Annotated in this window: 22 protein-coding genes; 4 read left to right on the top strand and 18 right to left on the bottom strand. The window is 60.4% G+C overall.

Annotated features, from left to right (window positions below; all coding sequences use genetic code 11):
- Positions 1 to 26: 26 nt before the first annotated feature.
- The 4 genes from DC347_RS15645 to DC347_RS15635 form a co-directional block, all read right to left on the bottom strand.
- Positions 27 to 782, bottom strand: a complete 756-nt coding sequence (locus tag DC347_RS15645; protein WP_109863579.1) for a hypothetical protein — start codon at positions 780 to 782, stop codon at positions 27 to 29.
- 83 nt (positions 783 to 865) lie between these two features.
- Positions 866 to 1,615: an SDR family oxidoreductase gene (locus DC347_RS15640; protein ID WP_109863578.1), complete on the bottom strand. Its 750-nt coding sequence runs from the start codon at positions 1,613 to 1,615 to the stop codon at positions 866 to 868.
- 65 nt (positions 1,616 to 1,680) lie between these two features.
- Complete coding sequence (locus DC347_RS21700) at positions 1,681 to 1,833, bottom strand: hypothetical protein (protein WP_165838050.1); 153 nt, start codon at positions 1,831 to 1,833, stop codon at positions 1,681 to 1,683.
- Positions 1,834 to 1,957: 124 nt separating this feature from the next.
- Entirely contained in the window at positions 1,958 to 2,890 is a 933-nt protein-coding gene (locus tag DC347_RS15635) for a DUF4352 domain-containing protein (RefSeq protein WP_240617814.1), read from the bottom strand.
- 403 nt (positions 2,891 to 3,293) lie between these two features.
- Between DC347_RS15635 and DC347_RS15630 the strand changes: the two genes are divergently transcribed.
- Complete coding sequence (locus DC347_RS15630) at positions 3,294 to 4,376, top strand: endonuclease NucS domain-containing protein (RefSeq protein WP_109863577.1); 1,083 nt, start codon at positions 3,294 to 3,296, stop codon at positions 4,374 to 4,376.
- Positions 4,377 to 4,454: 78 nt separating this feature from the next.
- Here the strand turns inward: DC347_RS15630 and DC347_RS15625 are convergent, their stop codons facing one another.
- From DC347_RS15625 to DC347_RS15610, 3 genes are all read right to left on the bottom strand, one after another.
- Positions 4,455 to 6,113 (bottom strand): thiamine pyrophosphate-binding protein, encoded by a 1,659-nt coding sequence (locus DC347_RS15625; RefSeq protein WP_109863576.1) that lies wholly within the window; start codon positions 6,111 to 6,113, stop codon positions 4,455 to 4,457.
- A 393-nt stretch (positions 6,114 to 6,506) separates the two neighbouring features.
- On the bottom strand, positions 6,507 to 7,658 hold the full coding sequence (locus DC347_RS21520; RefSeq protein WP_133247096.1) for a hypothetical protein: 1,152 nt from the start codon (positions 7,656 to 7,658) through the stop codon (positions 6,507 to 6,509).
- Entirely contained in the window at positions 7,655 to 8,152 is a 498-nt protein-coding gene (locus DC347_RS15610) for an Lrp/AsnC family transcriptional regulator (protein WP_109863574.1), read from the bottom strand. Before DC347_RS15610 ends, DC347_RS21520 begins: the two co-directional genes overlap by 4 nt.
- Positions 8,153 to 8,245: 93 nt before the next feature.
- Here DC347_RS15610 and hisC point away from each other — a divergent pair, with 93 nt between their 5' ends.
- Both hisC and DC347_RS15600 read left to right on the top strand, forming a co-directional pair.
- A complete protein-coding gene (gene hisC, locus DC347_RS15605; RefSeq protein ID WP_109863573.1) occupies positions 8,246 to 9,343 on the top strand; it encodes a histidinol-phosphate transaminase in 1,098 nt (365 codons plus the stop codon).
- A gap of 43 nt (positions 9,344 to 9,386) precedes the next feature.
- Positions 9,387 to 10,799 (top strand): amino acid permease, encoded by a 1,413-nt coding sequence (locus DC347_RS15600; protein ID WP_109863572.1) that lies wholly within the window; start codon positions 9,387 to 9,389, stop codon positions 10,797 to 10,799.
- 299 nt (positions 10,800 to 11,098) lie between these two features.
- Here DC347_RS15600 and DC347_RS15595 read toward each other — a convergent pair whose 3' ends face one another.
- Both DC347_RS15595 and DC347_RS15590 read right to left on the bottom strand, forming a co-directional pair.
- Entirely contained in the window at positions 11,099 to 11,629 is a 531-nt protein-coding gene (locus DC347_RS15595; protein ID WP_109863571.1) for a hypothetical protein, read from the bottom strand.
- 78 nt (positions 11,630 to 11,707) lie between these two features.
- Entirely contained in the window at positions 11,708 to 12,418 is a 711-nt protein-coding gene (locus tag DC347_RS15590) for an HNH endonuclease (protein WP_165838049.1), read from the bottom strand.
- A 729-nt stretch (positions 12,419 to 13,147) separates the two neighbouring features.
- Between DC347_RS15590 and DC347_RS15585 the strand changes: the two genes are divergently transcribed.
- Positions 13,148 to 14,068 carry a hypothetical protein gene (locus tag DC347_RS15585; RefSeq protein WP_133247095.1) on the top strand — a complete coding sequence of 307 codons (921 nt, stop codon included), beginning with the start codon at positions 13,148 to 13,150 and terminating at the stop codon, positions 14,066 to 14,068.
- 601 nt (positions 14,069 to 14,669) lie between these two features.
- Here the strand turns inward: DC347_RS15585 and DC347_RS15580 are convergent.
- From DC347_RS15580 to DC347_RS15540, 9 genes are all read right to left on the bottom strand, one after another.
- Complete coding sequence (locus DC347_RS15580) at positions 14,670 to 15,167, bottom strand: ImmA/IrrE family metallo-endopeptidase (RefSeq protein ID WP_109863568.1); 498 nt, start codon at positions 15,165 to 15,167, stop codon at positions 14,670 to 14,672.
- Between the two features lie 1,123 nt (positions 15,168 to 16,290).
- Entirely contained in the window at positions 16,291 to 16,542 is a 252-nt protein-coding gene (locus DC347_RS15575; protein ID WP_109863567.1) for a helix-turn-helix domain-containing protein, read from the bottom strand.
- 125 nt (positions 16,543 to 16,667) lie between these two features.
- A complete protein-coding gene (locus DC347_RS15570; RefSeq protein WP_109863566.1) occupies positions 16,668 to 16,817 on the bottom strand; it encodes an excisionase family DNA-binding protein in 150 nt (49 codons plus the stop codon).
- Between the two features lie 49 nt (positions 16,818 to 16,866).
- Entirely contained in the window at positions 16,867 to 19,374 is a 2,508-nt protein-coding gene (locus DC347_RS15565; RefSeq protein ID WP_109863618.1) for a helicase C-terminal domain-containing protein, read from the bottom strand.
- Positions 19,375 to 19,985: 611 nt separating this feature from the next.
- The gene (locus DC347_RS15560; protein ID WP_109863565.1) at positions 19,986 to 20,723 is read right to left on the bottom strand and encodes a hypothetical protein; all 738 of its coding nucleotides are present in this window, start codon (positions 20,721 to 20,723) and stop codon (positions 19,986 to 19,988) included.
- Between the two features lie 111 nt (positions 20,724 to 20,834).
- On the bottom strand, positions 20,835 to 21,962 hold the full coding sequence (locus DC347_RS15555) for a hypothetical protein (RefSeq protein WP_133247094.1): 1,128 nt from the start codon (positions 21,960 to 21,962) through the stop codon (positions 20,835 to 20,837).
- Entirely contained in the window at positions 21,959 to 23,185 is a 1,227-nt protein-coding gene (locus DC347_RS15550) for a DNA cytosine methyltransferase (protein WP_109863563.1), read from the bottom strand. Before DC347_RS15550 ends, DC347_RS15555 begins: the two co-directional genes overlap by 4 nt.
- Positions 23,186 to 23,349: 164 nt before the next feature.
- Positions 23,350 to 23,862: a GNAT family N-acetyltransferase gene (locus DC347_RS15545; RefSeq protein WP_240617813.1), complete on the bottom strand. Its 513-nt coding sequence runs from the start codon at positions 23,860 to 23,862 to the stop codon at positions 23,350 to 23,352.
- Positions 23,859 to 24,728 (bottom strand): ribokinase, encoded by an 870-nt coding sequence (locus DC347_RS15540; protein ID WP_109863562.1) that lies wholly within the window; start codon positions 24,726 to 24,728, stop codon positions 23,859 to 23,861. Before DC347_RS15540 ends, DC347_RS15545 begins: the two co-directional genes overlap by 4 nt.
- Positions 24,729 to 24,877 lie beyond the last annotated feature (149 nt).

The raw sequence follows: 24,877 nt of genomic DNA, 5'->3' as shown, positions 1-24,877 counted from the left end.
CAGTAGGGACCGCGCGCCGTCGGCCGCTATGCCGCCTGGCTTCTCCCGGTCCGTCCCTGGGCGGCGGCTGGCCCGGCGGGATGGGCGGTGGAGGGGAACCTGACGCCCACCTGCGCTCCGAACAGTCCACGCTGCGGAAGCCAGAAGTCCGCCAGGTGGTCCTGGACCTTGAGCGGGCCGGGCCGTCCGGCGCCCTCACCCAGGACCGTTGCCCTGGAATCGGTGACCAGCCACAGCTGCCGGGGCTGGGCCTGGAACGTCTGGCCGTTGGGCACGCGGCCGGACATTTTCATCCGGCCGGCGCCGAGCAGCGGACCGGCGAACGCCCCCATGGCCTTGAGGACGGGCTCGCTGCGCCACAACCTTTCGGGCATCCGCGCGGCCATGGCGGTCAGCATTGTGGTGGCCGCGGAGGTGCCCAGCTGCAGGTCCCAGTCGAGGACGCCCGGGACCGTGATCACGGCGCTGGACGGGCCGCTCCAGGTGATGTCGACGTCGGTCTCCACCGTGCGGTGGAACACCAGTCCGAAGTAGCGGGCGCAGCTGAATTGCGGCGGGACGTTGGCGTAGAGGGTCCATTCGCCGCCGGGCGAGCGGTGCCAGACGGAGCGGTAGCCGGGGCCGACGGAGCTCACCGGGAAATCCCGGAACGCCAGGTAGTGGCCGCTGGCGAAGGGCAGCCCGAAGACGGCGCTGCCGGCGAAGTGCTCGGCAGGGTCCTCGGGAAGGTCGGCAAGTTTGGGTGTTGCCTGTGCTGATGACTGCGGCTGGTAGATGGTCATGGCCGCCTCCTTTTCTCCATGCCTTGAGATTAGGAGCGGGCCGCGGCAGGGGCATGGGGCAGTTGCCCCATTTAGCGTCGGTTTTACGCGGTACCGATGGCGTCGAGCCACTCCTGGAACGTCTGGCGTCCGACGGCGGAGCCCGGCGCCGGGATCAGCGCGCCTGTGCGCATGGCCGTGCCCATGGGGCCCGGGACGCGGAGCAGAATGATCCGTTTCTTCTGCCCCGTCTTGGCCAGATGGGCCGAGACCAGGTCCTTGAGCTGTTCGGTCCGTGGGCCGCCGAGGTCCGGGAGCCGTCCCTTCGGGCCGGCCTCGGCCGCGTCCACCAGTGCAGCGGCCACCTCCTTCGCCGCCACCGGCTGGGTGACCATGGTGGGCACGAAGACCAGCGGGCCCACGGAGGCGGCCTTGATGGACATCGGCACGAACTCGTGGAACTGGGTGGACCGGAGGATGGTCCAGGGAACGCCGCCGTGCCTGACTTCGTCCTCCTGCACCAGCTTTCCGGCGTACAGTCCCGAGTTGGCTTTATCGATGCCCACAATGGACAGCACCACGTGGTGCGTTACGCCGGACTTCTTCTCAGCCGCCAGCAGGTTCTGGGTGGCGTTGGTGAAGAAATCCACGGCCCTCTTGGTGGACAGGACCTGGACGCCGGAGACGTCGATGACGGTGTCGGCGCCCTCGAGTGCCTGGTCGAGGCCGCGCCCGGTGATGAGATCCACCCCATCCGCGCGGCTCAGGCTGACCACGTTGTGCCCGCGCTCCCTGGCGATGGCCACCACGTAGCGTCCTACTGTCCCGGTTCCCCCTGCAACGGCAATCCTCATGGTTGGAATCCTATGCGGGATGACTGACAAAAACGGGTGCCCGCCGCGCGGCGTCCCGACGGACTCTACCCCGCCACCGCCGCCTTCGCCGCCCGCGTTGCGTTCATCCACTCAGTCAGCCATGGGGCCCGGACGCTGGACGTGATCCGGCAGTCGGCCACAAACGTGCCCTGAGCGACGGCGTCGATCCAGTGCTGCAAAGCGGAGGTCACCGTCACTGCGTGATCTTGTACCAACCGGAGTCGTCCGCGGGCTTGACGATCACCGTCAGTCCCATGTCACGCTAAAAACACAGCAAGGCCTCCGGTAACTGCCGGAGGCCTTGTGTTGTTGGGGACGAAGCTATTTGACGGCGACAAAGACCTTGTCGGCGATCATGCCCGCCCGGACGGCGAGAACGCCTTGGCCAGCTGTCGGGCTTGGTACCTGAATGGCGATATTGCCCGTTGCGGTGCCGCCCTTGTAGAGGGTGTTACTGTCGATCGCGTCGGGCGCAACGACATGGTGATCGTACGAATTAATGGTTTTACCGTCTTCGGTGACGTATTCCACGGAGACGAAAGACGGCGTTTGTCCATTGGCGTCGCTGCCGACGTAGGTTGCCGAGTAGTTCACCAGGATGTACTCCGAACCCGCAGTGGGAGCGTCGTTGAACCGGTTGGCCGCCACGACTGCGTCGGTAGCCGCCAAAGTGACAGAGTTAACCACTACCCGCCAGTCCTTTGACTCCACGACTGAACCGATCGGCGAAGGATTTTCCCGTGTTCCGGCCTTGGCAGCGGGCGCTGCTGCTGAAGCACCTCCACCCGCTTCAGTGGTCGGTGCCGAAACTTTAGTGTCGGTGCCGCCGAAAGCGTCCTTGGCGGAAGCGGTGACAACGGAGAAGAAGACAACAAAGCCGACAATGGTTCCCACGATGGACAAGATCAGGGCTGTGATGCCCATTCCCTTGGCCTTGTCCTTTAGGAAGAGGGAAACAATTGCCAAGATGAACGCAATCGGCAACAAGACCCAGCCGGCAATGAGCACACCGGGAATGCATGAAAGGATGAAGCCGAGAATCGCCGCAATAAGGGCGATGAGCCCGATGACATTTCGCTGCTTTTTTGCTTTCGCGTACTCTTTGGGGCCCGAAAGTCCTGGTGGACCATAGCTGGGCGGTGAGGGTGGAATTGGTGGTTGCTGGTGGGGCGAAGTCTGCTGAGAGCTTGCCCCCGGAAGCTCTGGTGTAGTCATGTGATGATGATGCCAGAATATTTGGCTTTCCGCATTCATGACTTTGATTTTGAAAATTGCTGGCCCGCCGTGGTTTTGGCCTGTTTCGGCAGGCCAACTCTTTATCCCACTGGAACTTTCCTCAACCCTCTGGCAATATTTGGTTTTTACTAGGAAAATCCTGCACAAACCTTGATCTAGATTCACTGTCGCTGCGCTCTGCTCTGTTTGGAGGCCCACCCTAGAGAGATCAATCAGCAGCGCCCCGCGGAGGACGGCCGCCACAGCTGAAGAGCGCGCCATCAGACTACGGCTACCTCCGCCAGCCCTGCTGCGCCCTCGTGCCGGACGACTAAATGTCTGAATAGCTAACGTAAGACTCCGCTGTTTTGATCTGTATTGTCTGTTCTGGCGCTATCCTTGACCCAGATATATCGGCTGTTGTTAGAGTCCAGGAGATTTCATGGCTGTAGAACTCGGTCTGTGGCGGGTCGATGACGCTCCCCGAAGAATAGCTACACAGGCCATGCCGCTAGAGGCAAAACTCGAAAGACTCATCCTGCAGGACCCGGAAATACTGGAAGCAAAACTTCTGCTCATTGGAAGCCAAGTACCAACTGGATATGGGAAATTCATAGATATCCTCGGGGTAGATTCCGAAGGTACACTCCACATCCTGGAACTGAAAAGGGACAGGACTCCGCGTGAAGTCGTGGCGCAGGCGCTGGACTACGCTTCGTGGGTTGAAGCCCTTGGCAACGAAGAGGTCCGTGGCATTTTCGAAGCAAACCACCCAGACAGAAGCTTTGATGAAGAGTTTGCCATCCGATTTGACGGGGCCCCTGTCCCTGATGAGCTTAACTCCAGCCATGTTATGACCATCGTAGCCAGCGATTTGGATAGCAGCACTGAAAGGATCGTTTCGTACCTTAACCGGACCCATGGTGTGCCCATCAACGTCATGATCTTCCGTTACTTCGTGGATGAAGGCCATGAGTATCTTGCTCGGACCTGGCTTATTGACGACGCCGTTCAGGTCCTGCCGACTCCCGCATCAAAGAGGGGAACGCGAGCATCATGGAACGGTCAGGATTGGTACGTAGCTTTCGGCGTCGACGGCGAGTCCCGTTCTTGGGAGGATGCAGCGGCCTATGGCTTCGTTTCTGCGGGGGGAGCGGACTGGTACTCGCGCACTTTGAAGGGGCTTCCAGTAGGAGCCCGAATTTTCGTACACGTTCCGAAACGCGGTTACGTAGGAGTGGGTACAGTGCTCGCTTCCGCCAAACCGGCAGACGAAGCAGTTTTGCAAGTCAACGGGGAGTTGAGGAATTTCAGAAGCCTAAACTTAAAGGCGAAGTACGTCCATCCGGAGGCTGGGGAAGGAGCTGACTCAGCTGAGTACGTGGTTCCCGTTGAATGGACAAAACAAGTCTCCCTCGACAACGCCCTGTGGCGCGAAGGCATGTTTGCGAACCAAAATAGTGCCTGCAAACTGCGCAATCAGTTCACCATTGACGAAGTTTCCCGTCATTTCAATTTGAACTGATGGACGAGGCTGGCGGTCCAGATAGCAACCGGAACGCCAGCCGGTTAGGTAGCTGCCGAGCCTGACGCACGGGAAACGCTACCCCGCCACCGCCGCCTTTGCCGCCCGCGTGGCGTTCATCCACTCGGTCAGCCACGGTGCGCGGACGGAGGACGTGATCCGGCAGTCCGCAACAAAAGTCCCACGAGCGCCGGCGTCGATCCACTCCTGAAGCGCAGACAGATCAGACAGGGACCGGATGACAGCGGACTCAGCCCCCAGAGCCCGCGCAACGCCACTGAAATCGACTTCCGGAATCAGCATCGGCTTCTCGGTCAGCCCCTGCGAGCCGTACTGGTGGATCTCGGCCCCGTAGGCGGCGTCGTTGTAGATCACCACAATCGCGCTGCAGGCCGTACCGATCAGGGACTCGAGGTCGGGCAGGCCCATCAGGAAACCGCCGTCGCCGGAGGCCAGCACCAGGGTGCGGCCGTCCTCTAGCGCGCGGGCTGCCCCGACGGCACTCGCCAGGCCCAGCCCGATGGTCTGGTAAGCGGTCCCCACCATCACCAGGTCCTGCGGCCGCGGGATGTTCCAGTACATGGGCGCCCAGCCGATGAAGTGGCCGCCGTCCTGGACCACCGTGCGGCGCTCCGGCAGCACGGCATCCAACGCGGTAGCGAGGGCGCGCGGGTCCAGCCGGCCGTCCTCAGTCTCGACCGAACCCACGTCATGCCCCGGCCCCGCAGCCAGGCGCTTCGAGGCTTCGGCGCGCCAACCAGCCACAGCGGGGTCGCCGTCCAGCAGCGACAACAGCCGCGACGCAGCAGCCTTCGCGTCCGCTTGAACGAACAGGTCCACCCGCGGGTTGGTCGGCTGCAGGGCGGTGTCGATCTGGATGACGGTGCTGTCCGGGCCCAGCAGGTGCCCGAACCGCATGGTGAACGGGCTCAGGCTGGCCCCGGCCACCAGGACCACGTCGGCCTCGCCCATGAGCCCGGCCGCGGTGTCGGTGCCGAAACCGCCGGCCACGCCCAGGTACCCCTCGCCGTTGAGGAGGTTGAGCGCCAGGGCGGTTCCGGCGGTCAGTGCGCCGAGCCGGTCGGCGAGTTCGCGGAGCTCGGGGCCGGCTCCGGCGAGGTGCGCGCCCCGGCCTGCCAGGATCAGCGGCCGCCTGGCACCGGCGAGGAGGCGGGCAACCTGCCCAAGGCCGCCGTCGACGTCGTCCGTCACCTTTGGTGCCGCTGCTTCCGGAAGGTCCTCGTCCGCGGCCTCGAGCGCGGCGAGGTCGTAGGGGACGGCCAGCACGACGGCGGTGCGCCGGGTGAGTGCGTACTCCACCGCCTGCCGGGTGACGGCGCCCGCGGCGTCGCGGGTGACGGTGAAGGTGGCCGCGCCGAGGCCGGCGGCGATGGCAGCTTGGTCCACGTCCCAGGGCCGGGCGCCGCTGGTGGGCGCGTCGCCGGTGACCAGGACGACGGGGATCTGCGCCTGGACGGCCTCGGCGAGGGCGGTGAGCGCGTTGGTGTAGCCGGGGCCGTAGGTGGTGGTGCCTGCGGCGAGCCGTCCCGAGGCGCGGTAGTAGGCGTCGGCCGCAGCGATGGCGGCGCCCTCATGCCGGACGGGCGTGAAGCGCAGGCCCTGCTGCTCTACGGCGTCCAGGAAGTACACGTTGCCGTTGCCCATGACGCCGAAGACGTCGCTGACATAGCTGCTGAGAACCCCTGCCACGCGGCCGGAGACGGTAAGTGAAGTCATGCAGGAAGCCTGTGGGCCAGCCCACATAATCGGCAAGAGGCGGAACTTCACTTGGGATTTTTGGCAGCAGAAGCAAGAAGTAGTGACAAAACGCCCACCTGTGGCGCGCATCACCCGCGCTCAGTCGCGAGACTCCTCCTTGGACAACCTGCTGATCAGCCCGTCGTACCGGGGCGGCATGAGTTCCAGGATGGAGATGGCCGTGCTGGTCCGCTCGATTCCCTCGATCTCCAGGATCTCAACTTGCAGCCTGAGCAGGCTGCATCTTGGTGTCGGGCGGATTACACTTTGCGGCCTATCTTGCAGCCGCTGGACCTGTCATGCCCCCGAATCCAGAAAGGCTGCAAGTGCTCTCTTTATTCGTGGTACGAAGCTCGTTATGGGAGTTGGCCTCTATGGCTGTATTGGCGCAATTACTTCGATCTCCTGTCCGAGGCGCTGCGCCCCGCTGAGGTGACGTCGGCTCATCGAACTCATGGCAGCTTCTGGATGGCCTAGTTGTGCAAGGCGGATCTTTATGAGTTCGCGCGTTACCCTCTCGGCGACACGAAAAAGATTGCCGTGGAACGGTGAGCCCTCGGCTACGTGCTCCATAACGGGTAATTCCGTGTCGTGGACGATGGTGTTACGGGTATCGGCCAGATACCAGTACCAATGACCGAAAGCGCTGTACATGTCCGTGCGCCCCTTGAATTTGCGAGGGAAGCTCAGACTTGAATCACGCCACAAAAACTCATCTGCCCCAATGGATCCCTTCACTGAACTGTAGATTTCCTCGAGGACTTTTATGCCTTGTGCTGTTCCGCTATTGCCTGAGAGGGCCTCTATGGCTGTCTTTAGCTGCACGAGGATATCGGTCATGGTGTGAGGTGGTGAGTTCTCCCACGCTCGGCTGTGCCAATGAAGGGCAGCCCAGACCTGCCTGTGTATCTTGAGTGAGTCATCTGACAGAGCTTCCAGCGAAACACGGTACACGGCGTCCAAGAGCCTGTGATCGAGTTCAAGGTCTGGAATCGATACCAGCCCTTCTGGAGCCGGTACGATGACGAAGTCATCATGCACTGTGCCGCCACCAACGATTCGCCTGTTTAGTGTTCCACCTCTCGTGCGCACAAATGTGCCGTTTTCCAGTGCCTCGAGTTCGCCAACAAGAAAAGTCGCGATCTCAGCCGTAGCAGGGTTTAGAGCGGGCGCGTCCCAGTCAATCTCATTCCCAAGGCCAGCGTTGGCATCGGCCACGCCGAATAACACCGCCGCTTGAAGGGCACTTCGTTCTTGCCCGCGTACTTCTCCCGGAGAGGCCTCTGGCTCAGTACGCTGAACGAGGGTCGCCGTCCTTAAAGGCTCGCCGGCTTCATCTCGGAACCGGGCAAGGGTAGCGCCTAGCGTCCGGCCAAAGGCGTCATGAGGCGCAGCAAGTTTCTTCGGATCGAGCGGCTGCAGTGACCACGGCCCAACTGTCACCTGCTCTCGCAGACGCAGATACGGGAAAAGATAGATCGCTGGTCGGTCAGTCACGTGTTGATTACTCGTGCCCGATGTCATGTGCGCGCCTCCTGCTCCGACAGCCGGCTGATCAGCCCGTCGTACCGGGGCGGCATGAGTTCCAGGATGGAGATGGCCGTGCTGGTCCGCTCGATCCCGTCGATCTCCAGGATCTCGTTGGTGATGCGGTAGAGGTCTGCCGTGCCGCGGGCCACCACCTTGGCCATGAGGTCCGCGTCCCCGGTGGTGGCGTGCACCTCAATGACCTCCGGGATGGCGGCGAGCCCGTTCTCCACCGAGCCCGTCCGGGTCTGGCTGATGGAGAGGGAGAGGAAGGCCATGAGTTCGTAGCCGAGCGCGGCGGGGTCCAGCCTGCGGCTGAAGGAGCGGAGCGCGCCGCTGCGCTCCAGCCGCGCCAGCCGGGCGTGGACGGTGTTGCGGGCGACGCCGAGTGCCCGGGAGAGTGCCAAGGCGCTGGCTTCGGGGTCCTTGTCCAGGGCAAGGATGATCCGGCCGTCGAGCGAATCGAGGGTGCGAGAGTTTGTAATGGTCATATTTTCACCAGAGGTACTAGAAGTTGAGCAGAAGTCCCAAGCATCGGAGCCTACCTTGCATTGTGGTTCGGGTCACTTCCATGATCGGACTTCATGACTCCAGATCAACTCCTGGCCGAACCAGCGACAGCGCTGCCCGCCCTCCGCAGCGCCGTCACCGGACTTCCGGCGTACGTCCCGGGGCGCCGCAGCCTCGGCGCGGACATCGCCGCCCTCGCCAGCAACGAAAGCCACTACGACCCGCTGCCCGCAACCGCCGCCGCGGTGACCGCGGCGGCGGGCAGGATGAACCGCTACCCGGACATGGCCGCCGTCGAACTCCGCGAACGGATCGCCCGGCACCTGGGCGTGACCGCGGAGGAGGTGGCGGTGGGGCCAGGCAGCGTGGGCGTCCTGCAGCAGATCATCACCGGACTGTGCGACGCCGGGGACGAGGTGGTCTTCGCGTGGCGCTCCTTCGAGGCGTACCCCATCCTGGTGGAGCTGGCCGGCGCCCGGCCGGTCCGCGTCCCGCTGGACGACGCCGAGGGCCACGACCTCGACGCGATGGCCGCCGCCGTCACCGGCCGCACCAAGGTCATCCTGCTCTGCACGCCCAACAACCCCACCGGCGTGCCGATCAGCCACGACCGCCTCGAGGCCTTCCTGCAGTCCGTCAGCTCCGACGTCCTGGTGGTGATCGACGAGGCCTACGTGGAATACGCCGACGCCGGCAGCGGCCCCGACTCCCTGGCTCTCTACCGCCGGTACCCGAACGTCTGCATCCTGCGCACCTTCTCCAAGGCCTACGGGCTCGCCGGCCTGCGCGTCGGGTATGCCATTACGACGCCGGCCATCGCGGAAGGTCTTCGCCGCACCGCCCTGCCGTTCGCCGTGAGCGCTTTGGCTCAGCAGGCGGCGATCGCGTCTCTGGACGCGCGGGTGGAAATGGCAGCGCGGGTTGCCGCAGTGAAGGAGGAGCGCGCCCGGATGGCCACGGCGCTGGAGGCCCAGGGCTGGACGCTGCAGCCGAGCCAGGGCAATTTCCTGTGGATCCGTGCCGACGGCGGGCTCCTGGCCCGCCTGATGGACGCGTTCAACGGCGCGGGCATCATGGTCCGTGCCTACCAGGGCGACGGCGTGCGGATCACCGTTGCGGACCCCGCCTCCAACAACCGCGTGCTCCGGCTCCTCGCAGCCCACGCTGGCTGAAGTTTTTATCCCCAACAGTTACCGACAACTAAGAGGAATCCCCATGGAACAACAGACAACGACGTCTGCCCGCCCCCTCGGCGCAGCCCTCAAACCCCGCCAGCTCACCATGATGGGGCTCGGCAGCGCCATCGGCGCGGGGCTCTTCATCGGCTCCGGCGCGGGCATCCAGGCCGCCGGCCCGGCGGTGCTGATTTCCTACCTCGTGGCCGGCACCCTGATCATCCTGGTGATGTGGGCCCTGGGCGAGATGGCCGCCGCCAATCCGGACAGCGGCGCCTTCTCTGTCTATACCGCCAAGGCCTACGGGCCGGTGGCCGGCGCCACGGTCGGCTGGCTCTGGTGGATCCAGCTGGTGGTGGTCATCGCCGCCGAGGCGCTTGGCGCGGCGGGTCTGCTCGCCACCATCTTCCCTGCCCTGCCGGTGTGGCTGATGGCCCTGGTGTTCATCGTGGTGCTGACCGCCGTGAACCTGACCAGCGTGAAGAACTTCGGTGAGTTCGAGTTCTGGTTCGCCTTGCTGAAGGTGGCGGCGATCGTCGGGTTCCTGCTGGTGGGCTTCGCGCTGCTGGTCGGCTGGCTGCCGGGCGTGCAGTCGCCGGGCCTGTCCAATTTCACGGGCGCCGGTTTCGCGCCGAGCGGTTTCGCCGGGATTGCGACGGCGCTGTTCGTGGTGGCGTTCGCGTTCGGTGGCACCGAGATTGTCTCCGTGGCCGCGGCCGAGACGGCTGAGCCTGCGCGCAGCGTGAAGAAGGCCGTGCGGACGGTGCTGTGGCGCATCCTGGTGTTCTACATTGGTGCCATCTTCGTGATCGCTGCCGTGGTTCCGGTTGGTTCGGCGGGGCTGAAGAGTCCGTTCGCCGCCGTGCTGGAGGCCGCCGGGATGTCGGGTGCGGCCACTGCGATCACTCTGGTGGCCGTGGCGGCTCTGCTCTCCGCGCTCAATGCCAACCTCTACGGTGCCTCCCGGATGGCGTTCTCCCTGGCTGAGCGGGGTGAAGCACCTGGAGTGCTTGCTGCGGTGTCCAAGGCGCGTGTCCCAGTGGTGGCAGTGCTGGCAAGCGTCGCCTTCGGTGTTGTCACGGTGGTGCTGGAGCTGATGTTCCCCGAGATGGTCCTTGGCGTTCTGCTCAACATCGTGGGCTCGACGTGCTTACTGGTGTGGACGTCCGCGCTCCTGGCCCAGCTCGCGCTGCGTCTCCGCGCCGACCGCGAGGGAACGGAGCTTCCGCTGCGGATGCCCGGCTTCCCGTGGCTCACTTTCCTGGGCCTGCTGATCCTCGCGGCGATCTTCACGGTGGGCTTCATCGGCGAGGACTCCCGGCCCCAGCTGCTGAGCACTTTCGGACTCGTGGCGCTCCTGGCGGTGGCGAACTGGGTCAACCACCGGAACAGGAAAATTATGGCGGTTGTCGAATCTTCGGAAGGTGACATGGAGCCCGTGCTTATCGACTGACTCAGCCACTTCGAACCACTTCATGGGTTCAGGGCACACGAAGGGCGCGTCCGGCTTTGGCCTGGCGCGCCTTTTTGCAACCTGTGCCAGCGATGGCCGCGCTGGCTGTCCTAAATTCGGGCCCGCCACGGGTGTGCACTATTGCCCACCGAAGCTCCGCCAGGTCCGGGGGGGGGGGGGGGGGGGAGAGAGGCTGTCCGGGTTCCTCAGGGACTAGAAACGGTGTGACAGCAGAACCGCTTCGGTCGGTCGACGCATAGGGAACGCCCTGAAGCAGCAGGCCGATCTGCGCTTGAAGCTCAAGCTTCCAGAGAACTTTCGGCGTCCCCCGGACTTTCGGGCTTATCTCCGCTTTCAGCCATGAATCTGCCGCCGACAAAAGCTAAAGCTAGGGCGGCTACGGCGCCACCGACGATTGCCATCTTATTCAGAGAATCTGCCAAGAACTGCTTATCCTCAGTGTTCTTTTGGGAGGCCATCCTTGCAAGTTCCATGAGTCGGTCGAAAATCTCCTCTCTGTCCCCCGGGGTCAACCCGTCCCTGTCGAGTTCACCCCTTAAGATTTCTCTGGTGTCCTGAAGTGCCTGATAGACGTGGTCCGTACTCTGCTTGTTAGCCGCGAGTGTTTTTTCGTGTGCTTTCCCTATCGCATCCACAATTTCTAGGGCGAACTTCGTGAATGCGGGAAATTGCTGAATGATCTTTAGAGCCACTTCCCTGTCCATGTCAGGCATCATGGCTGCGAACTTGATTACGTTGCTTTTGGAGAGATTCCTCCATGACTCGATTCCGAGCTTGCGCTTAATCTGATCTTCGTTCGTATACTTCATGGCGTGTTCCATCCTCGTTCTGCCTGTGTTCCCAAATTTTATAGCCGCCCCATGAATACAGTGGTGCACGTTCTGTAGCTATGGCGTTCGCACCAACAACGACTTGAGGTCCTTCGGTGTCAGCCATGGATTGCCGTGGTGGATCATGCGGTGGCAGTTGGCGCAGAGCAGGACGAGATCGGAAAGGCGCGTGGTCGTGGGGCCGGAAGCGTGTAGCGGCAGTACGTGGTGAACTTCGATGTAGTCCAGGCCTCGCTGGCCGTATGTTGCTCCAAAGTCGAACGAGCAGACCTCGCAGGCGACAGGTAGGCCTGCTTTTTTTACGCTTTCGACTTTTCGGTTCCGCAAGCCGCGATTCCGCTCCCGCTTCAGGTGTCGGGCCAGCAGTAGGCGCCCCTCCAATGCCTCTATTTCGGCATCAGGATCGTCCTGGTTGGGGAGCATAGTATCACCTCGAAGTATTTCCGCTCGGATCGCAGCGGCCACCGTCTGCATCTTGGTCGGCGCAGAGAGGAAGTCGTTCAGCACGATCGCGTCGAGCTTGTTGCCCTTGGTCTTTTGGCCGGTGTAGTCCGGATGCTGGGTGGCGATGTCCCATGTCTTGCGGGCCACGCCGGCGGGGTTGCGGAACTTCTGATCCCGAAGTTCCACCGGATGTAGGGGGCTTTCATTCAACAGTAAGGACAGGTCTAGTACGCGGCGGTCCTTCTCATCTAAGCCGTTCCAGTTGTTTGTCCTGGTCAGGTCGCATGCAAGGATTATTTCGTCCCGCGTCCAATTAATGCTCATCCCGCCCCATTTCGGCATTGCTACTTACAGCGGGCAACAGCCCCCAATGAGTCCCTACTGTACTCAGAACCTTGCCTTATTTGGACGTCAATACTCTTGTCAGAGCACAGTAGAAGGCACTGACTCCCAGAGAGGGTTATTTCTAAGTGAGTAGCCCCTTCCCCAAAAAGCCCGCAGCCCCCGTCTCAGCCCTGCGCTCCTTACCGACGACGAGTAGACCCGGCCCGTTTGGGTCATGTCTGTGGTGTGGCCTGGACTCCAAAGCTAACGGGCGCCTCGCATAGATAGGGCGTGTCTCCTGAACCCTGGTCGGGTTAGCCGGGATGCTTGATGGATTAAGTAGTCGTAGAGCTTGCCCCGACCAAATAGGGGCCGAGCAGCCGGGGATGTCGGCTCCACACTGAGAGGGTTGGCTGCTGCACCAGCCATTTTCTGGCCCAATCTCATCTCTAGTCGAACGCACATTGCTGAGCGGGATTCTGAAAAACCGTTCCGGTAATCTCGTACCCGGCCACCAAAACCTTTTGATTCTCATCAGCTAGAGCAGACAGAATTGTGCAGGACCTCCTTGCGGATAAGATGCACCTTGCAATCCGGAGGGGGTTCCACCTTAGCTACTAGGACAAAACTGTGGCGGTTACGAGGAATTCACGTGCGACATCAGCCGTCACGACTTTGAGTGGCACACTGAGCAAGATCGTGGGCTTCAGTGCGAGCAAGGATGGCGTCATGGTGGCGGTAGTCCCCTACGAGGCACCAGAGGCCTATATGCGGTCATCACCGATGAGCACATGTCCGTGTGCGAAAGTAGGATCGACGACGGCAAAATGCATTATCAACGTTGCGCACGTCACCGACAATCGCGTGGACGTCGAAATCGCATCTGAGGGCGAACACCCTCTGGGAAGGGAACTTGGCATGAGCGAGGAGTACGGCGGTAACAAGTACACGCAAGCCATGAGATGGGTCCGCCAACCCCCTGAGATTGGCTGGGGCATGTGGGAGGAGGGGCGCGTAGAGCCACCGCAGGCACCGTACACGTTTGAGGACATGGCCAGGGCTGGCGTAACCAACTTCTACGTGGACATTGAGAACAGTATGACAAACGAGGACCTGCGGGTCACGTTTTACAAGGGCGAATACGACGGCAAGCCCGTAGTTCAGATCGACGGGGGTGGGGACTTCCGGGTGAACGTGAACGAGGGCGTTGTGTTCAACCGTCACACGGACAGCAATTCAGTGATCCACGAATCGGCGCTCCGCCTCTACCAAATGGAACTGGCCAATGCTGACGAATATCGGAGCTACAGCCTGGTCAAGATGCATCGGCTACGGAATGAGCTTATCGCTGCAGGCTTCAGCCGCAATCAGGTTGACGGCAACGGAGCGCTGAAGCCACTGAACAAAATTGTGGTCGGCATCTGGTTTCAGGGTTGGTTTCACGGCAACGAACGCCGCTATGACCGGACATACGATGAGGCAACGCTTCACAAGGACTGCGAGGAGGAGGGGCGCAAGCTGTTCGCCTGGATCAGGGAGGATGAGGACGGCGATGAGCTTGTGTGGGAGCAGCTGGATCCCCATAACCTACCGACATGTGAGGTCTGCAATGGGGTGGTAGGACTGCCAGAGAAGGAGCGGGATCAATGAGCATCACCGCGCTGGGAGAAGGCGGGGCAGTCGTTGCCGACTTGTTGCGGCGGCTGGCGCTTAGGAATGCCGAGAAAAGGGAGCACAAACACTCGCTCAGGGATATGCGCCTGTAGGAGTAGGGGGCGCACCTGGCAAAACGTGCCGAAATGAATTCCCTCAAGCTGCGCCCAGTACCAGGAGAGGCTTGCCCAGGGCTGCTACTTCTTGGGTCCGTCTTCGAACAGATAGCGGGCGATAATGTAAACAATCCCGAGGACTTCGACCACGGTGGCGCTTATCCATGCCAGCATTACTGCGTCGGATATGTGTCCCCACTGAGACTTCATATAAGCCGCAAAGAGGACGACGTTGACGGTCAGGAGGGCTCCCGTACCGCCGGTCGCAGCCCTGAAGAACTCTTGGCGTAGTGAATTTGACTGCTCAGCCTTATGCGCCTCGGCATTCTTTACTCGACTAGCGGGCGTTTGTCTCGGCGGTCTTGCTCTTGCAACCTTGCTTTGACTGGCCGGCGACGGACCCTCAACGTCATCCTCTAGTTGATCTTCGGTGGCTTCTTGATCCGTTACTTCAAACGGGTCTCCCGACCGTCCCTCCCGGCTCAAGAACCAATTCCCAGCTTCATCCTTCTGACCCGTACCGCATGCTGAGAAACGCCGTAACGCCTGGCCAAGTCAGCGTCCGAAGCACCAAACCAGACCTCACTCCGCATATCGTCGGCTGGCATGAGGAGGTTTCCGGCGAACTCATTGGCGTAAAACTCGTGTGCGTTAACGGCTCCATTCCGACGATCAACGAACTCGAACTCATCGTCAGGGCGCTCGCGATACTGTCGTTCGACAAAGTGCCCAAGCTCATGTGCGCAAGTAAAGTTTTGCCGCTGGGCAGACTCGCCTGAGGCGAAGTAAATTTCTGCAGGCTCACCGGCTAGCTTAAGAATCATCCCTGACGTGCCTGGATCCAAATCTGCTTGGTAAACGCGTAGCCCCATCTTCAGTGCAATCTGGGCCGGGTCAACCGGGAAAAGGCTAGGGCTCCAGAACTCGTCAAGAATACGGTCGGCGTCTGCGCGCGCTTTATCTTTGATAAGCGTTGCCATGTGCTCGCCTCCTTTAAGCTGCTTTCCCCGCGGCCAACGGGGTCGGCCACGGGGTTGGTTCTGAGATCTACTCCGAATGATAGCGCAAGATGTTCAAGAGAGACCGCGACGCGGCAGTAATCACTTGACGAACCGAGAGTCGCCGGGTGGGTCATGCGAGGGCACCAGACAGAACCAGACCGTAATTCACATTCTGAGCAACTTGCCGCCGTTAGCCGTGCTCACGGACGGGGAACTGTACTTGTCGTGGTGACCGGTCGGGATGAAACGCTGCTCCTCTTTTGATTCGTATGATGTGACCCGAGGCCGAGGGTAGCGCTTCGTGACGTGCGAGGGCATTTTGAAGCTCTCAGCTTCCAAAGCAGTCTCTGCAGCTCTCCAAGCGAGGAACTACTCCTCCACTAGTCACCGAGGACGTCTGCTTCCTACAGGTCGCCGCTAGCTACCTTAGCGGCGGTACGGCGGTACGCGTGCTCGATGTATTGCTCCAGGTCGCTAGTTCCGATGCGCCAAGCGCCCCGATTATCTTGACTCTTCTCACGTGTAGGAATTGTTTATTCCGGCACTCTGCTGCTCATTCCTCACACATTTCAGGATGGGTGTGAGGATGACTGTTCAGCATTCAGCCAAAACTTATGTTCAAGAAGGGACCACTCGATCGGGGTGCCGTTCACCGAGCTTCAAACCGCTCATCCGAGTTGCCGACTGCGTCCCTCTACTTCGTTTCCGATCGTGCGAGCAGGGACCGTAACGGTGAGGGATCAAATTCGACGCGCCGTCGCACGGACCAAGCTTCGGCCACGTCTACGGCTTCTCGCAAGCCTGCACTCCATACGCATGCGGGTCGTCTGGCGGGTTGACCGGTAGGGCTACCTGAATCTTTAGAAAGCGGTCCACTTTTCGGAAAGTTCCGGTGCGAACTCCCTGGAAATCAGGGGTGATGAGGTTTCCCGGCACCTGGAACTCCACGTTTAGGCTCAATTCTGATTCGAGTTGATCTCTCAAACCTGAGACGCCTCGCGATAGCCGCATGAGAGCCTTTCGCCAGATCCTGCTCTCCGTAGTACCCCCCCGACAATGACTCCGACGGAGATGGAGTTGGGCCCATCGGGAAGTGGCTCGGTCATTCCTCATCGCCCGACCCTGCGTCATCGAAATCGCCCGCAGCGATCCGTTCGGCGGTGCGCCGGTACGCCTCGGCGACGTAGTCCTCGACGTCCTGGCGGCCAATGCGCCACATTCCGCGGCCGCCAACTTGAAAAGCCCTCAGTACGCCCGTCCTGATGAGACCCTGAACAAGACTTTGCTTCACGTTCAACTCATCTGCGACCTGCGCAATGGTCAGGAAACGGGGCTGGTTTGGCTCAGTAATCACGGGCCCATCCTATTCGGGGTCGGTTACCGACTCTGGACCCACCCATCCTCACGAACCTCGCAGAACTATGCGCAACCTGAGAGGCTCCTCCCCCATATCCCGAGAACAAACCGCCCCAGCTCAGACTAACGGTGAAGATAACCGCGCCCCCCGATCTGTAGTCCGCGAAGTTCACCCGACTTAAGCATTGCCCTGATTAGAGGCTCCCCCACGCTGAGCTCCTCTGCCACCTGTTCGATCGTAAGGAACCGGCATGCCCGGCTCTCTTTCGTCATGCAGCTATCGTATTGGGCAGAGAGCGCAATGGTTATGCTGCCTGTCCCATCACGATTCCTTGGGCATGACAAGGTAACCTGCCAAGTCGCCCGCCTTTAGCTTGTGCCCTGCTAGCAGTCGCTCAATATCGGCGGGGTTGTTCCATACGAGCAGCGATGCAAGCGCTTCGCTGTACGAGCGGACAGCGGTAACTAGCCGTGCCAAATTTTGGGCTGTCAGCAGACGCATGCCGTAGGGTGCGGTCGCGTCCTTGAACAGCTGGGTTTGGGAGTGCACCATGACCGGAGTTGCAATTGCGGCTTCATCGTATCGTTTCGCAAACCAAGCCATAGATTGGCCCAACTGTCCCACGTCCCGTTTGGCTATGAACTTGCTGACAGCACCCGTCTTAGCTTCAATGACCCAGAACTTGTTGTCTCCCAAGGCCCAAAGGTTGTCAGGGCCCTGGCCCATGTCCTGCTCGGGCCGCTGGGAGCCGAGACCGAGCACGTGCCCGAGCATAAGCATTGCCACTTCGAATTCGTCCGTCTTCTGTGGGTCAAACTTCAGATCCTCGAAAATCGCTTCGACACCCAGTCGTAGTGCAGCAGGGCTGCCGTACATTCCTACGAGATTTGCCGACGCTCTAGTTGCTTGCTGGTCAGCCCCGTTCAACCTGGTATATGAGACGCCAGAGATCGGTCTCGTTGTATGTCCATTCTTGCCCCGAGCAGATGTCAATAATGTCTGAGCTTCGCTTGGATCGTAGTGGTCAACATAGGCTGCTTGCTGCTCAAGAAGCCAACCTTGTTCCTTGCTGACTTTCGAGGTGGCGACCGCCTCACTGATCAGTTCTGCCGCTGTGGAGTAGTCCGACATAGCCGCCGCCTCAAAAGCCTGGCGCCTCTTCACTGCGATGGGAGACACACTTCCCGGTTGAGGTCCGATCCCGCGCAAGGACCGTTTCGCCACCTTAACCCAGCTGCTGTCCCTCTCGAGGCCCTGTCTAACGGTCCCAATAATGGCGCTCATTGGCACTTTATCCATGCTCCGAGCCACCTCCCTTGACAACTTCAATTGCGCGCGAGTCGCTGGACTGAACCGAGGCAGGGTTCGAGGGTCACTAGTGAGCTGCGACAGTCTGGAACCAATCAGGATGACCACGCAGTGATCCTCATTGCTTCTAACGCCACGACCCATGCCCTGCTCGATGCGTTGAACTTGGCGATCATCAACGCCAAATTCGTGGCTGGTCAACTGAGACTCAAGCCGTTCTTCACCAGTGAAAGCGGTTGGAAGGCCATCGATAACTAGGATTCGGCAAGCATCCTGGGGTAGATCGATCCCGTCGTATTTATTAGAAAGTAGGACCAGCCCGAGGTGGCGACCTGACTTCAACTCGGCTACGACATCTTCAATATCTTCAGCTTTCGCCGTCCGGTCAGCTTCGGGCCATGCTGCCATTGCAGCATCACTGGGCACCAATACGACAGTGTTGTACTTGGCACTCAGCTTAACTATTTCCTTCCGGATTTCGTCATTGGCGATGTCCGGGTTTATGTCTTGGGGTGCGATTATCATTCGCTCCCCAATATCACCGGCAGTGAGGGGATTGATGGGATTCCTGATGCTTGCGGGGTCGGCCCCAAAATCAGTCACGAGTACGCTATCATCGGCCATTGTGGCAGAAAGATAAACCCTGCGCTTGGCGTTTGCGAACGCGCTTACATGTGCAATAGGGGGGCATGGAGGCGTGATTGTCACTTCTCTGCTCGTAAAAACCACCCGGCACAAGTGCAAAACCCGGCTCACCGCCGGCCACGGGTAGTAGAGCTTTTGACCTCTCTTCGAGTGAGCGCGCAGGATGCTGCGACTCTCCTCCACTTTTCCCCTCCATGACCAGAAGGGCACCCGGACTAGCGCTCCAGGGCTTCTCTCCTCGATATCGAGAATCCCGTCCGGGTATTGCTGATGTAGGTCACTCCGAAATAGATCCAGCAACTCATCGAACATTGTGTCCGAATCGGGAGTCGCGAGCGCCCCTTTAGCGGGCCGCGCGATAGTCAAAGAGAGCTTCTGTCGCAAGGTTGCTATGGCCGCGTGAGCATCGTCAATGACGACAGTGCCAATAGGCACTGGAGCCGCCGCTGTCCTGTCATCCGAGAAAACCGTCCGACCATTAAACAGCTTGGATGCGTTTACAACAGCGATCGCCTCACTGGCGAGGTAGCGGGGATCGTCCGGGTCCGTAACTGTCGCAAGGCCAAGGTTAGAGGCTTCCCTAATTACCTGCTTGACAAGGTAGTTGTCTGGAGCAACGTAGAGCGCCGGGCCCTCACCCTCGTTCAGACAGCTTTGCAAGATGATTAGCCCGTCAATGGTCTTCCCGCCGCCAGTATTGACCTTGATTACGAGGTCCTGTTCCTTCCGCCGGGCGTGCCACGCCGTTAGAACCTGGGCTTGCACGTCGCGGAGGTACCCGTATCCAGGAAGCTTGTTCGGCAGTTGCTCGTGTAGCTCACGAGGCTCCACCGGCAGCGCCGATTCTTGATCTTCAAGAAATTTGCCGAAGTCCATTTCCCCCCCATGCAGCAGCGTCATTCGTTATAAGGGACTTTACAGTCTGAAACCTATCCACGGGTTGCCGTTCCAGATAAGACAACAGGCTTTGACGAAGACCCACTTACTTCACCGCTACGAATTGGGTAAGATCTGAGGAGGGGCCTATTACAATCCTTGCGTCGGCAGCGACCGTACGGGTTTGATCGCCCAGCCTACAGCTAATTCTTGGGTTTAGTGTCGGCCCCGGTATGAAACCCGTATGTTTCTAAGGCGATGGCGGTTTGCGTGCCGTCCAGACTCATGAATCGTTTGCCTCGCGAGCGAGAAATGCACTCCATGAGGCTTCGAACCGCGGCCACAAGCTCCCCATGGTATTTAACAACGGCGATATTAATTAGGCTCGCGAAACTGTCGTGGCCTTGATCCCCGTTTCTACTTGACGGTGAATTTACCCTTTACCCCGGATGCCTAGAAAGCGAACGCCGCAGATTTAGGAATGCAACGGAGGGTTACTTTCGATGACAAGTCATAAGGCTCACAACCCCTCTACTATGCTCTGTCCGCCCTGTTTATTAACACTTGCACCATTCGAGTCCTACCGGTTGTCGCTCTCGGCCTCAGCAGGATTAGGCCTCAGTACGAGGACCGACGGCAAGCATGCGCTCCGTCAATCTCACGATCAGGATTACGGCTTGAGCCGACGCGAATGCCTCGACCCCGTCAACGCTTCCATGAGTGGTCTTCTGGGAAAGGTCCCAAGCGGCACGGTAAAACTTGCGGAAGTCACTTCGACTTGCCCCTTCCGCATACTTCTCGAGGAAGGCGTCGTACCATGCCTTGCCGTTAGCCGCTTGGGGCAGTTCCAAGCTATCGAGAATTAGGGGCATTGTGGACATGACCTTGGACATGTCCACAAGAATCTCACGACTACGGCGACCACAGTCTTGCCATCCGTCAAGCGTGGTTGCCTGCCGCAGCTCCGCGGCAAGCTCCTCAATTCTCGCATCAATCTTCGGCCAGGTAGGCAGATCAGGAGAACCCGGATCGCTGACATTCTGCCCGCTGTCCAAACGGTCCAAATCCAAACGCAGCAATGAGGCGAGCTCGTTGATGTAATCCCTACGTTCCTTATAGGTTTCGAAATTCGCACGCCAGTGACCGCGCCAATCCGACAAACTTTCCCAAGGGATTGGCTGCTGGAGGCCAAGATGTCCAAGTACCGAGTTCAGGGAAGAGAGTAGTTCTTTATACTGCGGATCGGCCTTTTTCAGATCTTGACCGCCCGTAGAAACGTCGATCAGCTTTGCCACGATCTGATCTAAAAGAGTGCGCGCTTTCGCAATCTCAGTGTTGCTGATAGCCATTATGTCCAATCCTTCTTGTTTTCCAGACGAACGTAAACAAGGCGGAGGATGGTGATCGAAGACCTCCAAATTCGCCTGAAGAGGTCACAATTCGCCGCTTGCCATGCCTCGTCACTGAGCGAAGCGCGAATCCTGGTCAACTCGTGGGCCACCCATTGCTTGGTGTAGCCAAGAATCGATGAAGTCCCCTCCCGCGGTGAGCTTCGAAAAGTCGGCAACGATGCCCGTTGAAACAGATTCGAAGTCGTAGCCGGTTTTATGGGAGACTGTGCGGAAAGCCCTCCGGTATGTGCGGAGCAATAGTTCGGCACCGGAATCCGACCTGGTCAGCTCCGCCAAAGCGGCATTACCGACAAGTACGGCGGTCTCTGGTGACGCTTTCAGGACGGCACCTTTAGAGCGATGCCCCACCAGGGTGTTCCCAACGATTGCCGCGTAGAAAGTCTCAGCACCATAGGTTTCGGCAAGCAGCCTAAGCTGCTGGCCAAGGCGGGCCCCGTCACCTCCCTTTGCAGAGCCCGTCTTGTTCTTGCACTGGAATAGCCGGATTTTGTTGGGGGTTTGGGGGAGCGGTACTTGCCCGATGTCCGCCCCAGGGAACGGATTCGTCGCTGGATGAAGCACGTTCTTGCTGCCGCTTAACGTTTGCAGCGGTTCGGGAACTCGGAAGTTTCCACGCATGGAGCCGATCACAAGCTCATGCATCCCACCCAAAAGGTCCTCAATTTTCATGAGGATCTTATGGGCGATTGTCATTTCTATGGTGCGGTCCATGTTTCGACCACTGAGCAAGTCGAAGTTTGCAGCCAAGATGAAGGGATCCAAGACGTCTCCCTTATTTGCTCCGACCTGTATGTGTGCAGCCACCGTGGGGAACTTCGAAACGATGCCCTCAATCTTCGTCTCGATTTCACCCAATATCAATCTTGGCTCAGCAAAGGCACGGCAGAGTTGCACCTCATCCGCCAGGTCTGCCGCAACATCTGTTCCTGCCGGGAAGTGGGGCGCGAACAAGGTTTGCAGTTCTTCGTGCGGTGTGTTCCCGAACGATAGAGCATTCGTGTCGGCGGGAGCTAGGGCAACGATTGAGGCGTCAAGCTTGAGGTGACCACAAGCCATACTAAGAAGATCGCGTGCTGATGCGCTTTCTAACCACTCGAGGTCGGCGGTGGTTTTCATCAGTTGATGCCCAAGTCTTGGGTCAATGCCTCTGAAAGCTGGGTTGTCGTACCAGTTCACGCTGCAACCTTTCGGGCTACTTTGTTTCGTGCGGCCTGCCGCAGCGTGCTACTTGCATCAGCCAGCATGGTTTCCAAGCTACGTGACTCCACTGCACCACTGCCGCTTAGGTATTCAGTTACGGCTTTCCCTACCGCGGCTCCAAGTTCTACCGGGACTGCGTTGCCGATTTGCGTGTACTGGCTTCCTACGCCTCCCTCGAAATGCCAGGTATCGGGAAAGCCTTGTAAGCGGGCACATTCGCGAACGGTTATAGGACGAGAGAATTCTGGATGGCACATTGCCGAGCCTTTGCGGTTTGCCTTACCCGTGATCGTTGGAGAAGGCGCGTCCCAAGCGAGTCGCCGGAAAAAGCCTGTCTTACCGCCGCCGGCCAAAAGGCTTTTCTGGCCCATGGCTTCCGCGGCAACTTCCGTGGGCAAGGACCGCCAGTTCCCCCCCTCCGGAACAAGATCAAAGTACCCGCGCAGGCGTTCGCTGTATTCCGAACCCGGCCCCGCATTGTTCCGAAGGTCCCATATAGCATCACGCACAGTCCTGTACGGGAGGGCATCCTCGCCATGCGTGGCTATAGGCAACATCGGCGCCTTGCCATCTCGGGCCCCTATGATCACAAGCCGTAGGCGCTTTTGAGGCGCTCCGTGTTCGGCGGAATTTAGTACTCCAAGTGAAATGTCATAGTTCAGTTCTTCCTGAATCACCTCAAGCAGGTATTTGATGGCCGACCCCGACATTTCCTCGCTCCGCATCGGTTCGACTCCGGGATCAATACTCTGGGAGGAGGATGCGTAGGAGGCCAAGTTCCACCGCTGCCCCGGGCGCTCGGCGATTGGCCGATGTGATAAGGCCGCTGTGATCAGGTTCGCCACGTTCTCAAGCACAAACACTTTGGGCCGTACCTCATTGATCAACCGAATGAACTCAAAAATCAGGTTCCCGCGAGGGTCGGAGAGACCAGCCCTGCCACCGCCAGTGGAGAAGGACTGGCAAGGGGGGCCTCCAACCAGTAGGTCCACCTCTCGGCCATAAGCTGTTACGTCGAGGTCAGATGCGTGCAGCTTGGATACGTCTTCATTGAGTATTTTGGTTCCGCTGGTGAGGTTGGCTTGGAGCGTCCGGCAGAAAAGGGGGTCAATCTCAGCCACCAGCTCGGGCTCAAGGCCCCATCTTGTTAGGCCGAGGTCGAGTCCGCCAGCACCACTAAACAATGAAATAACACGCATGTTATTAGTATCCCTCACCCCTCCGACAACAAGTAACAAGAGGCCTGCATAACAGTTGGTCAGACCTGTCGCAGGGAAAGCTGGCAGTTTCGATGCTCGACGAGCGAATGCGGTTCGAAAGGCCGAGATCACCAAGTGGGCTCTAGTAGGTTCAGCCGCCGACACTATAGCTCCAGCGTGAACACCCATAGCAGCACGTCCTCGCCCGGCACGTACCAGTCACGGTTCGGTGCGCGGCGGAACCTCAGCGACTGGTAGAGGTTGTGGGCACGTTCCATGAACGTGGCACTCGTGATGCTGATCCCGTCAATCCCGGGCAGCTGGCGTGCATGCTCCACGATCTCCCGCACCACGGCGCGTCCCACGCCGCCGCCTTGGTGTGCCGGGTCCACGGCCAGCATCCGGAATTCCAGCTCGCCGTCCCGGGCGATCTCGCTGTACGGCTGGCCGGCGAACGTCAGCGTCACCGCCGCCACCACCTTCCCGGCCGCCTCCGCCACCCACACCTGCGCGTGCTCGGCGCGGTGCTCCACATCCTCCAGCACACTCATATAGGGATGGTCAGCGGCAAAGTGCCCAGCCCGCAGGTACGCGTCGCGGGTGATGCGCCGGATCTCCGGGAAGTCCGCCGGCACCGCCCGCCGGAACACAGCAGTGAGCGGCAACGCGACAGTCACGATGCAGCGCCCGAAGCGGCGGAGGCCTGCTCCACGTAGTGGCCCAGCTGTGCCAAATCCGGCTGCGACGACGGATCACTCACAGCATCCCCGCCCACAGCATTGGCAACAGCCAAGGCCCCCGCGTAGTCCAGCCCGCTCCTCAGCGCCCGGACCAGGGCGGCGCAGAACGCGTCGCCGGCACCGACGGTGTTCGCCACCGTGACAGCAGCAGAAGGAGCCTCGGCCACCTTCCGGCCGCGCTCGAACATCGCCGAGCCGTCCTTGCCGTACGTCACCGCCACCAGCTTCGCCTCCGCCAGGGCGGGGATCAGGGCGTATTCGCTCTCGTTGACGATCACCAGGTCGCACCGCTCCAGCAGCTTCGCCGGCAGGTCCATGGCCGGCGCCGCGTTCAGCACAAAGAAGCCCTGCGCCTTCCGTGCCGCCTCCAGCACCACGTCCAGGCCGACCTCCAGCTGGCACAGCACCGTCTCCTCCGGACCGAACTCCACCCCGTCCAGCGACAGGTTCGAGTTGGCGCCAGGGCACACCACGATCTGGTTCTCGCCGTCGCGGTCCACCACGATCAGCGCCGTCCCCGTCGGCTCGGGCAGGGCGGCCACGTCCGAAGTATCAACACCGGCGGCTGCCAGGGCGTCCAGCATGCGCTGCCCGGACGCGTCCAAGCCCACGGCGCCGACCATCCGGGCACTGCCGCCCAAGCGCGCCGCAGCCGCGGCCTGGTTGGCACCCTTGCCGCCGGGCTGCTCAGACAGGACGGCGCCGCCGATGGTTTCACCCGCCGTTGGCAGCCGCTCGGCGGTGGCGATCAGGTCCAGGTTGATGCTGCCGACCACGGTGACGGCAGGACGTGTTGTGTTCATGGAAAGACTCTCTGAAGGGGGAGGGCCGGAAGCGGCCGGGGGTTCGCAAAAGTCTAGCGCATGGTTGTACTTGTGAGTCATACATGGTTGTATAACAACTTGAATCGCCACGAAAGACGATCCTTTCTGCTCGAACAAAGGAGTTTGAT

The sequence above is a fragment of the Pseudarthrobacter sp. AG30 genome (genome assembly GCF_003116525.1).
Lineage (GTDB): Bacteria > Actinomycetota > Actinomycetes > Actinomycetales > Micrococcaceae > Arthrobacter.
Note: the sequence above shows the minus strand (reverse complement) of the source record. Positions and strands in the feature narration are given on the sequence as shown.